Here is a 14,117-nt window from a genome sequence, read left to right on the forward strand (position 1 = left end):
TTATAAGATATTTATTCCTTTTTCTTCCAAATAGATCCTCAAATTTTTTATCAAATTGACAGCATCCAAATTATCACCATGCACACAACAAGTCTCCGCTTTTATGTCCACTTCTTCCCCACCCACTGTTTTCACTTTTTGGTTTACCACCATGTTATAAACATGTTCCACCAACACATCGGAGTCATGAATAAAAGCATTTGTTTTTTTACGGGACACCAATGTTAAATCGGTATTATACTGTCTGTCTGCAAAAACTTCATACACGATCGGGATCTTATTTTTGATTGCCAAATCGGCTATCACCGATTTATAAGGCACGTACAGTTTAACAGGAAGCATAAATCGTTTCAGGGCTTCAATAATAACCATCGCTATTTTTTCATCATTAGCAGCCAAGTTATAAAGTGCGCCATGGGGTTTCACATGATTTAGATTTAGATGCTCCTCCTGAAGAACATGCATCAAACTGTCTATCTGTTTTTGTATGGATACAAACAACGCCGCAAAAGACATGTCCATGGGTTCCCTTCCAAAATGCTCCGTATCTGGAAACGACGGATGTGCGCCGATTTTAACACCATACTGTTTGGCTAATTTCACCACGGTTTGCATGGTTTCTGTTGTTCCGGCATGACCGCCACAGGCAATATTACATGACGTTAGGTAAGGCATTAATGCTGGCTCGTTACCAACACCTTCACCAACATCGGCATTTATGTCAATTGTATATTGCATCATAGCCAATGTAACTATTCTGAAGTAGAATTCAAAGCATACAGCGCAAAACTACCCAACCAATGGCCTCCTTCATAGTTACCATCCACAATACTTGGTAAGGAATAATTGATATGCTGATTGGCTACATTTTTCAGATGTGCATACTCTGGTAAGTCTTCTGCTATGGTATTTAAACTCCACGCCCTAGAGAAATTAACGCCATCTAAGTGTACCAAATGACCATCCGTTCTATCAGACACCTTTCCTGGTTCCAATGTGAAATTTGGATCCTTTAACTGGGGCAAAAAGGCATCCAGCCACGGTTTAAATGCCTCCTTCGTCAGCACACGTCTCATTAAAGCGGCTTCTTCCAAACAAGGCGATAAAAAATCGGTGCCGCTTGGTTCCCATGTCATAGGACAATCTTTATCAATTAGATAAAAATCTTTGGCACGTTGTTCTATAGCGGATTTCAGAACCGTATTATTTAAGGTATGGGCATAATCCCAAGCAAAACTTAGTCCGAATGCTGTATTTGGGTGTTCGCCAACCCGAATGGGGTAGTTTAATTTTGGGAGAAACTCGATGTATTTACCAACGATTAAATCGGTTAAAGGTTGCAGGTTTTGTTCTAACACTCTCGCTGTGGTGTTATCCCAAGTATGTAATTCTTCGGCTAGTTTTAGCAACCACGCCCAGCCATACGTACGTTCGTATGATTTATTATATTCCCCAAAAAAATAGGCGACTTCGGTTTTAATGTTTTCTTCGGACATATTTTGAAGTAACTTTTGCTTGATGGCTTCGGCATTATCCATGTTTGGAAACTGTTTTAACAAACTCACCAAACTCCAATGCCCGTGCACCGATGAATGCCAATCGAAACAGCCATAAAACGCGGGGTGCAATACACGTGGCGATTTTAAATCGGCATCACCGCCCAAAGTTTGCGACAACCTGTTTGGATATTCGGTATCCATGCAATGCAAAGGCAATTGTGCCAACCGATTGGCTTCTTGTAAATTCAAAATAGGTGTTTTTTCTTGTTTTATTTCTGGCATAGCGGGTAGGGTTTCCTTTGGTGAATTGTTGCAACTGAACATGAAAACACATAATAAAAGTGAGTAGTATTTCATAAAAGATTAAAAGTTTATCTGAAGTTTTAAAAACCAACACTCTAATTTATGCAAAAAATAACTGTTGCGGATATTAAAACAAAAAGTCTTTAACCAATTGCGTTAAAGACCTTTCGTATCACCTATTAAAGTGGTTTCTAATTACTCCATGGTGGTGTAATACCATTTGATCTGGCATAAGCAATTAATTGTCCTTTATGCTCGCCTGAATGGTCTAAAATAACTAACAATGTTGATAAAGTATTGAGTTTAGCAAATCCTAAATCAACTTCTTTATCAAAACTATCAGCATTAATTTGGTCTATTTTATCCAAAATGAACACAAACGACTTATTTAATGCATCCAAAACATTGGCTTTTTCCATTATTTTTTCCATGCCCATCATATCCACATCTTCTGGTGGCGCAAACCCTAGTTTTGATGCCAGAAAATAGTTTGCCGCTGCCGTGTGTAAAATGGCTTCTCTAACAGACCTAACACCTTCGGCAGGTCGCCATTCGTATTGTTCTTCAGAAAAAGCATCTGCCAAAGAACTGATTTGATTTTGATTGTTACTCAATAGTCCTTTGAGACTAGATTGTACTATTTGGTCTTGCGCAGACACAAAAAACGTACACATGCATAAAAAGAGGGTTGTTAAAGCTTTCATATTAAAATGGATTAAGGTTGTTACATTATTATTACTTTTTGATGATTAAATATCTTAAAATGAATTGGAAAAACTGGGATATGTCGTTATTATTTTTTAGAACCCATATTTCTTTTTAATCTCACTTCTCACATCCTCCCAGTTTTCACCTTTGGTTTCACCGGATAGATGTTTCCTTCTACGCTCCTCAACAACTTTAGAATGCTCTTCCGAAACTAATGATGGGGATTCTACAATGTTCATAACTTCTTAATTTTATTGCCTCCTTAGCGACAAGTTTACAAATTATTGAATTCTTTTAATGCATTGCTCTTTAAGGTTCAAAAAACTTGACCACGAATTACACAAATTTCCACAAATAAATTCGAGCTAATTGGTGTCATTCGTGGCAAATGAAAATTATCATAGATAAAGGTTATAAATTATTATTTCGCTCTCAAACTCCAAATCTCATGGATAGGATTACCAGTACTGGATAAGCCTTTGTGGTGCCATTTGCCATCTACTAAACTATAGTCAAACGACAAGCTCATGCCCACTCTAGAGTCGTCTCTGGAAAAGAATTCTATATTTTCGGTATATTTTCCATCTTCAGTGGTGTACGTGCCGCCACCAGTTCCCGAAAACTGTTTCGTTTCTGTGTTGTAAGCAATCCATTGAAATCGGGTTCCAGATAGTATTTTCATGGTTTTTCTTGGGCCACTGGTATCTCGTGTTTCTTCTTTACCATCTCTCATCCTTCCAGACATGAGCCAGGCACCTTGTAATGCCCCAGGCGTGCCATCATCAATTCTTTTCATGTCCATATCTTGACCAACAATGGATAAGACCGTACCATTATTTGTCACTTTAAAACTGACTTCACTCCCAACACGCTCTGGGTTATCGGTATCAAACTCCACTTTTTCGGTCATGGTATCACCTTCTAATTTCCAAGTACCGCCATTAGTACTCATAAACTTGCCTGTTTCTGCTTGATAGGTTGTGAGCACTTGATAGCCATCAGCAAATATGACCACACTTTTTAGTTTTTCTCCTTCTTCTGAGGTATGGTACCTTTCCCAAGCCCCCATATAACTTTGCGCTTTAGTACTTATTGACAAAAAAGTACAAACTAGTAAAAAAATGATGTTTTTCATGTCTAAATAGTTTATGATGAATTGTTTAGTGCTAAAATAAGGTTTTTTGTAGAATAATACTAAGTTGGGCTTAGCGGTGAAGTTTGTACTTTCTACCCATAACCCTAAATTACAAAATGCTACTTTAATTGTTTGTCATTTTTTATTAGGACTTTAATTTGCTCACTTAGTATGGCACTCGTTGCAAATGAGCGCTAGCGGTGAGCGAGGCCTTTAAATATTTTTTCTTATAAAATGCCCCTTTTCATCTCTTAAAGGGCTAAGAGCAAAAGTACAAGAACATCCAAATTCATTTGTACATTTATCAGTAGCAATATGACATTCATTTAAGAAATTATCAACTTCATACTCTTTAGCATGAACACTTTTTGCATATTCACAAGTTCCATTTATATTTGTAATAGCTGTAACCTTCATTTTAAAGATACTTTTCTTGGCACTTAATTTATCAGCTTTATTTTGTGATTCAAACCCTAATCTCATAAATTTTCGAACAATTTTAGATGAAGCCCCTTCCTCTCTTCGAAAATATGCCATATTAATGTAAAGATTATAATTGTTTTGATAAAACAATAATTCATCTCCAGTTTGACCAAACATTTCACCATTTATCAATATTGACTTATTAAAAAGAAGCCAAAGAAAATCATTGAAATTTAAACCACTGTTCAAATACCATTCATGATGAATTTTAACAATATCATCATCATTCAAGAATTTTTTTATAATATTATTCTTTCTTATAAAAGAATCAATATCCTTTAAAGTGTATTTTTTCATTAAGGGATAAATCTATTTTTAAAAGTTAAAATAAAGTATTCGTCCCAGCTACCGCGAGCGTCACGTTCGTGTTTTCAAAGATAAAAAGATTCCCCGCTGCGCAAAGTCTCCCGACTTTGCGCACTTCAAACTTACATAACCTTATCCTTCTTAATATTGATTGTATTTGGTTATCGATGAACTCTTTAACACATCTACAACTGGATTATCTACAATTTCTACGTCAATAATACCTTTATTATTCACATAATTGCTCGCACTGGAATAGACATAGTGCGATGCCTTTTCTACAATACCAGCACGCACAGGATTTAAATGGATATAATCTAACTTGGACCACATAAACTTATGAGAATATATTTCCTCAGCATGATTACCGTATTGCCACATTTGAAAAGTGGCATTTCTAGTATATATTTCAATAGCTTTTTTAAACCGTTCTAGCATCCATTCCCTTCGGCTTTCTGGTTCATTTTGTATTTTTTCTAAAATACTTTTACCTGTTAATTTTTTGAAATCTCTTATTAAATCAGATAGTTTGCCATCTTTTGATTGAACAATTAAATGAATGTATTTGCTCATTATGACATAGCCATATAAAAGCATGCCTTTATTTTTTATACAAAACGATAAACACTCAATAATAACATCTTTATAAGACTTTCTGGTAAATACATCTATCCTATCTACTACCGTTGCTGTAATAAAATGTGTCTTTTCTTGATCTCTTATTATGTAACCTTCTTTCAAATTTTTATTTTAATTTATCGATTTGTTTCCAAAAACATTTTCCTCAAAGTCGGGAGACTTTGCGGAGCGGTCTACACGCCAAAGATTGGTTTTATCTTAATTAATAATGAGATTCCTGCCTTCGCATGAATTCATTAACCCAACCAACCTTCCCTATCCAAACTCCTATATTGAATCGCTTCACTAATATGCGAACCATTCACGTCATCAACACCTTCCAAATCGGCTATCGTTCTGGAAACTTTTAAAATGCGGTCGTACGCCCTAGCGGACAGATTCAAACGTTCCATAGCGGTTTTTAAGAGTTTTTTGGAAGGCTCATCTAAAATACAATATTTACGGATTTGCTTGGTATTCATTTGCGCATTGTAATGCACGGCATCACTTTCCTTAAAACGTGCCGTTTGAATCTCCCTAGCTTTGGTAACACGCTTTCTAATATCTACTGAGGTTTCTCCTTTTCGGTCTTCCGACAGTTTTTCAAAAGGTACGGGCGTCACTTCAATATGGATATCTATTCTATCCAACAAGGGTCCGGAAATCTTACTTAAATAGCGTTGCATTTCGGCAGGACTGGAGGTTACTGGTGCATTGGGGTCGTTAAAATAGCCGCCCGGACTTGGGTTCATGCTCGCCACCAACATAAAACTACTTGGATAAGTGACCGTAAATTTCGCTCTGGAAATGGTGACTTCCCTATCTTCCAATGGTTGGCGTAATACTTCCAACACACCACGCTTGAATTCGGGCAATTCATCTAAAAACAAGACGCCATTGTGTGATAAGGAGATTTCACCCGGTTGTGGAAACGCACCTCCCCCGACCAAGGCTACGTCGCTAATGGTATGATGCGGACTCCGAAACGGACGTTGAGCCATGAGTCCCGTATGCGCTTGAACCCTACCTACTACGGAATGTATTTTTGTGGTTTCTAAGGCTTCATGCAAGGTCATAGGTGGTAAAATGGAAGGTAATCGTTTTGCCAACATGGTTTTACCAGCGCCTGGTGGCCCAATTAAAATAATGTTATGGCCGCCGGCGGCTGCAATTTCCATACAGCGCTTGATACCTTCTTGGCCTTTTACATCGGAGAAATCGTGTTCTGGGAAATCCAGGTTTTTTTCAAACTCTTCACGTGTATTGATAATGGTTTGTTCCAGTGGTTCTCCTTTATCAAAATAATCAATGACCTGCTTTATATTATCGACACCAAACACTTTTAAATCACTGACAATCGCTGCTTCTTTGGCGTTCTGACTTGGTAAAATAAAGCCTTCAAAACCTTCTTCCCTAGCTTTTATGGCAATAGGCAACGAGCCTTTTATGGGTTGTAAACTGCCATCAAGGGACAATTCACCCATAATTAAATATTTCTCTAAGTTCTCCGCTTGAATTTGATTGGACGCTGCTAGAATACCGATAGCCAAGGTTAAATCGTATGATGATCCTTCTTTGCGTAAATCGGCAGGCGCCATATTAATCGTAATTTTTTTTCCGGGGATTTTATAACCATTATTCTGAAGGGCTGCAGCAATACGATAATTACTCTCTTTAATAGCATTATCGGGCAAACCCACCAAATGGTAACCAATACCACTATCCACATTCACCTCAACGGTGATGGTTGTAGCCTCCACACCGAACACGGCACTTCCAAAAACTTTTTTAAGCATAATTATTGTTTACTGCCTAAATGTAAGAAATGTATTTTAAATTTTTGTAATACATTTTTTCTAAAAGACATATAAAAATAAAATCTGGATAAATTGTCCGCCTGATTAAATGCTTTGTTTTTTTCTAAGACTAGAATAGTGTATTTTTATTTTTCCAGACACTGGACCAATTAAACTAAAAACCATGAATAAATCTATTTTATTGCTATTTGCCATCCTGTTTTTAAACTACTCTTGCAAAAAAACAGAAACTAAAAATGACCAAACCGAAACCAACACATTCATTACTGAAAAAGTTAAAACCCGTATCGATTCAACCTTAAAAAGTTTTATGGAAGAAGGAAAGGTCGCAGGCATATCCACCTTAATTTTTGAGAAAGACAAAGAAGTGCACTATGCTCAATTCGGCTATGCCGACCGTGAGGATAGCATTCCCATGAATAGAAATACCATTGTTCGTATTTATTCGATGACAAAACCTATTGTAGGCGTTGCGCTCATGACTTTATATGATAAAGGTGCCTTCCAACTAGACGACCCGCTTACCAAATATGCTCCAGAATTTGAAAAGATGATGGTGTATGCAGGCTATGATAGCATTAATAAAAAAGTCCTTTTAGAACCGCTTAATAGACCAATAACTATACGTGACATTACGCGACATAGTGCTGGATTTGATGGATTTATGCCCGGAGTACCACGTTTACGCGGACGAGATAATCCGACAGATAAAGAGAATACCTTACAAGAAATGGCTGAAAAATTAGGAAAACGTCCTTTGGCTTTTCAGCCCGGAACGCGATGGGCTTATGGGGTTTCTGTAGATGTTCAAGCGTTTTTGGTAGAGCGAATTTCGGGAGTACCCTTTGAACAATACTTGAGAGAAAACGTATTAGACCCATTAGGAATGACAGAAACCAGATATTTCATCCCTGAAGAAGATAGAGACCGATTTGCCGCTACCTATAATTACAATCGGGAAACTACAGAGTTAACTAGAGTTCCAGATACGATAACACAAATTTTGAATTATTATAAATGGCCATTTACGCCTGGAGGTTTGGGGCTGACTTCTACGCTAGATAATTATCAAACCTTCGCACAAATGCTTATCAACGATGGAACCATTAACGGTGTGACCATCTTAAAACCTGAAACAGTGAAATTAATGAGAACCAATCACCTAGATCTCAATATTCCCATATCTGATCGGGGGTTCCTGCCCAACAGAGGCCAAATGGGCTTTGGAATTGATTTTGGTGTAAGAGTAGCGCCTCCCATTGATGCAGACGAAAACAATGGTGTTGTGGGTGAGTTTTTCTGGGATGGTGCTTTTAGTACCTTGTTTATTGGTGACCCAGTAAATGATTTGACAATTGTGATGTTTGTACAATTATCGCCGTACGATCAAATCCAATTACACAAAAAATTCAGGGATGCTATTTATGGTAATTTTGTTCCTGAAACTACAGCCAAAACGGAATAACGAATTGTAGCATGTCATTTAAAAAAGAATCCCGCTAAAAGCGGGATTCTAAACATTAAAACACTTTGACCAATTTAAACTATTTAAAATATTATGAAAAGTTAAATAGAATACTAATTTAAAAACTTAGGCTTCATTACTATCATTGCCCATGCCCAGTTTTGAATATCTGATGCATTTGCCTCGCTGACACCCTTTAACTCATACATGCCATCGGCTGCAAACATGTGCGAGTAACCCAATACCATACTATATCCTTTAAATTTCTTTGTATATACTAAATCCACTTCCGTTCCTAACGATTTTTCGCCACTTGCCAGTTCTTGTTCTCCACTAAAATTAAGCGCTTTAATCAATAAACTAGATGTTTCGCTTAATGTGAAGTTTGCACTAACGTGAACATCAAATAACCCGATTGTATTGGCATGGTTGCCTACATAGAAATAATCCATAAAGCCATTGAATTTGTGGTTAGTTCCATATAATGGGAAGAATGCCTCATTTTTAGTAGATGACGGATCGTTACCGCTGATAATTTCTATACCAGCACCCAGACCCACTTTAGGGGTTGCTTTATAACTAAAATCCAACCCTAACAGATAAGCGCCTTTTATTTGGTCTCCTGTTTGAATGAAGGCGTTAGCAGCAATACCAAAACTTCCTTTTTTATAATCCAAATGTGTCCCTAAAGTTTGCAAATTGTTTACACCATCCGGCGTTACACCATCAACTTCAAATTTTTGAAATCCATTGTTCATTAACAATAAACTACCAGAAAAGCTATCCCAAGACTGTTTTAAATAGGCATATTGCATGGTTTTATAGGTAAAGAAACCTGTGGTGTTATAAACGGTACTTGCAGAACGGAACCCAGTTGGGTCTGAATAATCCTGACTAAAAGCCAAGGCTACATCTAGCATGAATTTATCCTTTTTATATTGAATTAATGCGGCATCATGGTTACGACCTTGCTGCGCCCAGTCCAATCCTCCAAAAATACGTTCGTCGTCATAAGAAATGATTTGTCGTCCTAATTTTGTAGAAAACCCAGACCCTAAAGTAAGTTCTCCCCAAGCTTCAAAAACCGCAAATGAATTATTTTGATCATAAGGTAAAATTTGTCTGTTTTCACCCCAAACCATCACGTCTTGTAAGCTCAAATAAAATTTATAGGATTCCGTTGCATAACCAGCGTTTAATCGTATTCTAGTCGAGATACCAAAACCGGCATCAGCAGCATCTGGAATCAAAGTCCCAAATCCATGGCGATACTCTGTTCGTGGTCTGAATTCACCATCAAGTGAAAATTGTGCATTTGCAAATTGAACCGTCACTGCCAATATGCATACTAAAAGATATTGTTTTTTCATTTTCTTTGGTTTTTTAAGTTAATTTGTTGTTTAAAATTTGATTGTTTTTGAGTTAGTTTTTTAGCTAATGTATAGGTAGCTGTTTTTTAGTTTTATGATAATTATCATGTTTTTTTTAATGTTCTAAAAAGTCTATAAGATGCTTTCTGTATTTATAATAATCGTCGTGTTCTAAAACCGCTTTTCGGGTTCTAGGCCTTTCAAAATCGATGTTTAAAATGTCGCCTATGTTGGCTTTTGGGCCACTGGTCATCATTACCACTCTATCAGCTAAAAAGATAGCTTCGTCAACATCGTGGGTAATCATAACGGCGGTGATTTTTTCTTTGTTCCAGATTTCGATAAGAATATCCTGAAGTTCACCTCTGGTTAACGAATCCAACATTCCAAAAGGCTCATCCAGCAATAATACTTTTGGCTTAATGGCAAAGGCCCTAGCAATACCAACACGTTGTTGCATGCCTTGGGAAAGCTCTGTTGCTTTTTTGTTGAATGCTTCCTCCAGCCCTACTTTTTGCAAATAATATTTAGCAATATCCCTACGTTGTGATTTGTTAACATGCGGAAACACTTGGTTAACCCCAAGTAGCACATTTTCAAGTGCCGTCATCCACGGCATTAAGCTAGGCGCTTGAAAAATAACCCCTCTATCAGGACCTGGCCCTTTGATATGTTTTCCCAAAACGGAAATAGCACCTCCTGATATATTATTGAGTCCAGCGATCATGGACAGCATGGTTGTTTTACCACAACCAGAATGGCCTATAATGGTCACAAATTCTTCCTTCATTATTTGAAGGTTTAAATCTTCCAAAACAATGTAATCTCCTTTTGGTGTAGGATATACTTTTTTAAGATGTACCAAATCCAGCATTACATTATTGGAAGGATATACAATCCCGTTTTCTAAATATGTATTCGTTTGATTATTTTCTAGAATGGTTGTGTTCATAATTTCTGTTTTTATTTACCAAACAAAGCTCTTAGGGGTTACATCTGGTAACATGTATTCCTTTTGCACTTCAGATTTACGCTCATTACCTATATCCATTAAATACTCAATGATGGCGTTACGCGTCTTTTTAAAATTAGGGTTGTCGTTTAAAGCGGTTTTATCCCTTGGACGTTCAATATCAATTTTAAATTCTGGTCCTAATGTGGCTCTTGGACCTGGACGCAACGGAATAATGCGGTCTGCCATATAAATACCTTCATCTACATCATTGGTAATCAATAAAGCCGTGCGTTTATCTTTACCCCAAATATTCAAAATTTCGTCCTGTAAATTGCCGCGTGTTAATGCATCTAGTGCACCTAAAGGCTCATCCATAATAATCATTTCGGGTTTCATGGCTAATGCCCTAGCAACTGCAACCCGTTGGCGCATGCCTCCAGATAGTTCCTTGGGACGTTTATTTATGGCTGGTGTTAAGTTTACCATATCTACATAGTCGGCAACAATAGCATGCAACTCCGATCTGCTTTTCTTAGGAAATGCTTCCTTAACAGCCATATATACATTTTGACCAACCGTTAACCAAGGCAGCAATGAATAATTTTGAAAAATAACACCACGTTCATGACTGGTTCCTGCAACTGGTTCGCCTTTAAACAATACCTCGCCTTCAGTTGGCTCCAACAAGCCGTTTATAAGATTAACCAGTGTGGTTTTGCCGCTTCCCGTAAACCCAACAATAGCTACAAACTCGCCTTCCTCAATAGTTAGGTTAATATTGGAAAGCACCTCGGTGACATTGTCTCCTTGTCCGTAGGTTTTGTAGATATTTTTTAATTCTAAGTATGCCATTTCCTTTTCTGTTTATTCGTTGATTCGTTTATTTGCTGATTTGTTGATTTGTTGATGACGTATACACGATTAAACAATTCCACAGTTAAACAAATTTTAAATTCAATCATTTTTGTTGAACGATATCATCTTTTGAATGGTTAGCATGATTCTATCCAACATAAAGCCGATAAGGCCAATCACAAACATGGCTACGATTATTTTTGAATTGGAATCTACTGCGCCATTTTGAAATTCTTCCCAAACAAACGACCCTAAACCTGGACTTTGTGCCAAAAGTTCAATCGCTATAAGAACCATCCACGCTACCGATAATGTAATACGAAGTCCCGTAAAAATTAATGGTAATGAAGACGGCAAAATCACTTTAAAAATCTTTTGTATGGGGCCAAGCTTCAATACTTTTGCCACATTGATATAATCTTTATCTACCGAAGACACACCCATAGCCGTATTAACCAACGTTGCCCACATAGAACACAGACCTACACTTATAAATGAGATTATAAAGGCGTTATCTGTATCGGAATTCTTGGTAAGCGTTTTTACAATCATAAAAACCAATAGCAGCCAAACTACGGGCGACACAGGTTTAAAGATTTGAATCATCCAGTTTACAGAACTTCTTAATGTTTTACTCAGCCCTATAACTATTCCGATAGGAACCGCTATAAATAATGCCAATAAAAATCCTGCGAAAACTGTTTTCAAACTCGTAAATATTTGATCTACAAATGATGGTCTTCCTGTATAAACGATGGGTTTTTCACCATTAGCGATACGTTTTTCATTAAGTACCGCTGTTTTTTCCTTGAAGTCTTTTTTATCAGCGCTAATCACATAATGATCTGCCAACAAGGTTTTATATGATGCCCAAACCTGTAACGGAGAAGGCAATGTGTTTGGCTGACAACTAATATCACCCGCCGCAATACATGCCCTTACCTTTTCTGCTTCTGCTGGACCTTGCTCCTCCAACGCTTTATTAATTCTGTGTTCTGCTTCTTTGTTGTATAGGCTTTTGGCTCCTAAATGCCATAGGCTGAAGAATAAAAAAACGGAAGCAAGAGGTACAATTGCTTTTCGTAAGAAGTTTTTAAAGTCTTCTTTTTCAAGCTTCCCAGTAAACACATTTTTTAATGTTTCTAAAAATCCTGCCAAACCTATAAACTTGGTCACACTTCCTAATGTTATGCTCTGCTTCATTTTTTTTAAGTTTGAATTATTTGTAAAAATTATATGTCCTTGTTTCCTATTTTGAAACTATTGATGTAACCAATAGGGTCTTTAGCATCGTATTTGGTACCATCTATAAAATCTGTTGTAACTGGTTTGTAACCGTCAGTATTTGGAACATCGGCTACAGGCATATGACCTTCTTTCACTAAGATATCAGCGGCTTTTTTCCAGATATCAGGGCGATAAATATCCTTAATGGTTTCTTCGTACCAAGCAGCTGGTTTCGCTTCAGGAATTTGTCCCCAACGACGCATTTGGGTTAAGAACCAAATACCATCAGAATAGAAAGGATAGGTTGCATTGTATTTGTAAAATACGTTGAAATCTGGTAAATCACGTTTATCACCTTTTTCAAATTCAAAAGTACCTGTCATAGAGTTTGCCAAAACCGCTTCATCGGCTCCAACATATTGTGACATCGATAATATTTTTACTGCTTCAACTCTGTTGCTTGGTTCATCCAACCATTTTCCTGCTCTAATTAATGCTTTTGTAACCGCAATAGCTGTATTCGGATTCTCTTCAACAAATTTTTTGGTCATAACAAACACCTTTTCAGGATTGTTTTTCCAGATATCATAATTGGTTACCACTGGCACACCAATACCTTTAAATACCGCTTGTTGATTCCAAGGCTCGCCTACGCAATATCCATAAATGGTTCCAGCTTCCAATGTTGCTGGCATTTGTGGCGGCGGTGTCACAGACAGTAAAACATCGGCATCAATTTGTCCTTGTACATTATCCGCTGTGTACATACCTGGGTTGATTCCAGCTGCTGCTAACCAATATCTTATTTCATAATTATGTGTGGATACGGGAAACACCATCCCCATTTTAAATGGTTTTCCTGAATTTTTATATTGCGTAATTACAGGTTTTAAAGCATCCGCTTTGATAGGGTGAATGGGTTTTCCATCAGAATCAACCGGTACATTTGGTTTCATTTTAGACCAAACATCGTTTGAAACCGTAATGGCATTACCATTTAAGTCCATTGAAAAAGGCGTTACCAATTCCGCTTGTCTACCAAAACCAGCACCAGCCGCAATGGGTTGGCCTGCTAGCATATGAGCTCCGTCTAACTGCCCGTCGATAACACGGTCTAGAATATTTTTCCAGTTTGATTGTGCTTCTACGGACACAAATAAACCTTCGTCTTCAAAAAAACCTTTTTCTTTAGCGATGGCCAACGGCGCCATATCTGTTAATTTGATAAACCCAAAAGTTAATTGTGGTTTTTCAATCGTTAATTTGCTTTCTACAGTTTCTGTTGCGGCTTCTTTCTTTTCAGCTTTGCCTCCACAAGAAAATAACACCACAGAAAGAGAAAAAAGTAATGATGCTTTTGTAATTAGTGTTTTCAT

General features: G+C 37.2%; 14 protein-coding genes. 1 reads left to right on the plus strand and 13 read right to left on the minus strand.

Features of this window, described 5'->3' with window-relative positions; translation table 11 throughout:
* The 8 genes from pxpA to CSW08_RS03545 form a co-directional block, all read right to left on the minus strand.
* Complete coding sequence (pxpA, locus tag CSW08_RS03515) at positions 1-741, minus strand: 5-oxoprolinase subunit PxpA (protein ID WP_106658518.1); 741 nt, start codon at positions 739-741, stop codon at positions 1-3.
* 11 nt (positions 742-752) lie between these two features.
* The gene (locus tag CSW08_RS03520) at positions 753-1,856 is read right to left on the minus strand and encodes a DUF2891 domain-containing protein (protein WP_106658519.1); all 1,104 of its coding nucleotides are present in this window, start codon (positions 1,854-1,856) and stop codon (positions 753-755) included.
* 137 nt (positions 1,857-1,993) lie between these two features.
* Positions 1,994-2,506: a DinB family protein gene (locus tag CSW08_RS03525; RefSeq protein WP_106658520.1), complete on the minus strand. Its 513-nt coding sequence runs from the start codon at positions 2,504-2,506 to the stop codon at positions 1,994-1,996.
* Positions 2,507-2,602: 96 nt separating this feature from the next.
* A complete protein-coding gene (locus CSW08_RS18065; protein WP_157831420.1) occupies positions 2,603-2,749 on the minus strand; it encodes a hypothetical protein in 147 nt (48 codons plus the stop codon).
* 182 nt (positions 2,750-2,931) lie between these two features.
* A complete protein-coding gene (locus CSW08_RS03530; protein ID WP_106658521.1) occupies positions 2,932-3,645 on the minus strand; it encodes a membrane or secreted protein in 714 nt (237 codons plus the stop codon).
* Positions 3,646-3,858: 213 nt separating this feature from the next.
* Positions 3,859-4,425, minus strand: coding sequence for a hypothetical protein (locus tag CSW08_RS03535; RefSeq protein ID WP_106658522.1), 567 nt, complete (start codon positions 4,423-4,425; stop codon positions 3,859-3,861).
* Between the two features lie 150 nt (positions 4,426-4,575).
* On the minus strand, positions 4,576-5,175 hold the full coding sequence (locus CSW08_RS03540; RefSeq protein ID WP_106658523.1) for an REP-associated tyrosine transposase: 600 nt from the start codon (positions 5,173-5,175) through the stop codon (positions 4,576-4,578).
* Positions 5,176-5,309: 134 nt separating this feature from the next.
* On the minus strand, positions 5,310-6,848 hold the full coding sequence (locus CSW08_RS03545) for a YifB family Mg chelatase-like AAA ATPase (protein ID WP_106658524.1): 1,539 nt from the start codon (positions 6,846-6,848) through the stop codon (positions 5,310-5,312).
* A gap of 184 nt (positions 6,849-7,032) precedes the next feature.
* Here CSW08_RS03545 and CSW08_RS03550 point away from each other — a divergent pair, with 184 nt between their 5' ends.
* On the plus strand, positions 7,033-8,334 hold the full coding sequence (locus tag CSW08_RS03550; RefSeq protein WP_106658525.1) for a serine hydrolase domain-containing protein: 1,302 nt from the start codon (positions 7,033-7,035) through the stop codon (positions 8,332-8,334).
* A 113-nt stretch (positions 8,335-8,447) separates the two neighbouring features.
* Here the strand turns inward: CSW08_RS03550 and CSW08_RS03555 are convergent, their stop codons facing one another.
* The 5 genes from CSW08_RS03555 to CSW08_RS03575 form a co-directional block, all read right to left on the minus strand.
* The gene (locus CSW08_RS03555; protein ID WP_106658526.1) at positions 8,448-9,704 is read right to left on the minus strand and encodes an alginate export family protein; all 1,257 of its coding nucleotides are present in this window, start codon (positions 9,702-9,704) and stop codon (positions 8,448-8,450) included.
* Between the two features lie 115 nt (positions 9,705-9,819).
* Positions 9,820-10,656 carry an ABC transporter ATP-binding protein gene (locus tag CSW08_RS03560; protein ID WP_106658527.1) on the minus strand — a complete coding sequence of 279 codons (837 nt, stop codon included), beginning with the start codon at positions 10,654-10,656 and terminating at the stop codon, positions 9,820-9,822.
* 15 nt (positions 10,657-10,671) lie between these two features.
* Positions 10,672-11,511: an ABC transporter ATP-binding protein gene (locus CSW08_RS03565; RefSeq protein ID WP_106658528.1), complete on the minus strand. Its 840-nt coding sequence runs from the start codon at positions 11,509-11,511 to the stop codon at positions 10,672-10,674.
* 102 nt (positions 11,512-11,613) lie between these two features.
* Entirely contained in the window at positions 11,614-12,717 is a 1,104-nt protein-coding gene (locus CSW08_RS03570) for an ABC transporter permease (protein WP_106658529.1), read from the minus strand.
* Between the two features lie 29 nt (positions 12,718-12,746).
* Positions 12,747-14,117 carry a CmpA/NrtA family ABC transporter substrate-binding protein gene (locus CSW08_RS03575; protein ID WP_106658530.1) on the minus strand — a complete coding sequence of 457 codons (1,371 nt, stop codon included), beginning with the start codon at positions 14,115-14,117 and terminating at the stop codon, positions 12,747-12,749.

It is taken from the genome of Confluentibacter flavum, assembly GCF_002843175.1.
GTDB classification, from domain to species: Bacteria; Bacteroidota; Bacteroidia; order Flavobacteriales; family Flavobacteriaceae; genus Confluentibacter; species Confluentibacter flavum.

Bases quoted from the DNA above. Each gene is read 5' to 3' on its own strand.
- CSW08_RS03535 (WP_106658522.1), bottom strand. From the start codon at position 4,425: ATGAAAAAATACACTTTAAAGGATATTGATTCTTTTATAAGAAAGAAT.
- CSW08_RS03570 (WP_106658529.1), bottom strand. From the start codon at position 12,717: ATGAAGCAGAGCATAACATTAGGAAGTGTGACCAAGTTTATAGGTTTG.
- CSW08_RS03520 (WP_106658519.1), bottom strand. From the start codon at position 1,856: ATGAAATACTACTCACTTTTATTATGTGTTTTCATGTTCAGTTGCAAC.
- CSW08_RS03565 (WP_106658528.1), bottom strand. From the start codon at position 11,511: ATGGCATACTTAGAATTAAAAAATATCTACAAAACCTACGGACAAGGA.
- CSW08_RS18065 (WP_157831420.1), bottom strand. From the start codon at position 2,749: ATGAACATTGTAGAATCCCCATCATTAGTTTCGGAAGAGCATTCTAAA.
- pxpA (WP_106658518.1), bottom strand. From the start codon at position 741: ATGATGCAATATACAATTGACATAAATGCCGATGTTGGTGAAGGTGTT.
- CSW08_RS03575 (WP_106658530.1), bottom strand. From the start codon at position 14,117: ATGAAAACACTAATTACAAAAGCATCATTACTTTTTTCTCTTTCTGTG.
- CSW08_RS03545 (WP_106658524.1), bottom strand. From the start codon at position 6,848: ATGCTTAAAAAAGTTTTTGGAAGTGCCGTGTTCGGTGTGGAGGCTACA.
- CSW08_RS03560 (WP_106658527.1), bottom strand. From the start codon at position 10,656: ATGAACACAACCATTCTAGAAAATAATCAAACGAATACATATTTAGAA.
- CSW08_RS03525 (WP_106658520.1), bottom strand. From the start codon at position 2,506: ATGAAAGCTTTAACAACCCTCTTTTTATGCATGTGTACGTTTTTTGTG.
- CSW08_RS03555 (WP_106658526.1), bottom strand. From the start codon at position 9,704: ATGAAAAAACAATATCTTTTAGTATGCATATTGGCAGTGACGGTTCAA.
- CSW08_RS03550 (WP_106658525.1), top strand. From the start codon at position 7,033: ATGAATAAATCTATTTTATTGCTATTTGCCATCCTGTTTTTAAACTAC.
- CSW08_RS03530 (WP_106658521.1), bottom strand. From the start codon at position 3,645: ATGAAAAACATCATTTTTTTACTAGTTTGTACTTTTTTGTCAATAAGT.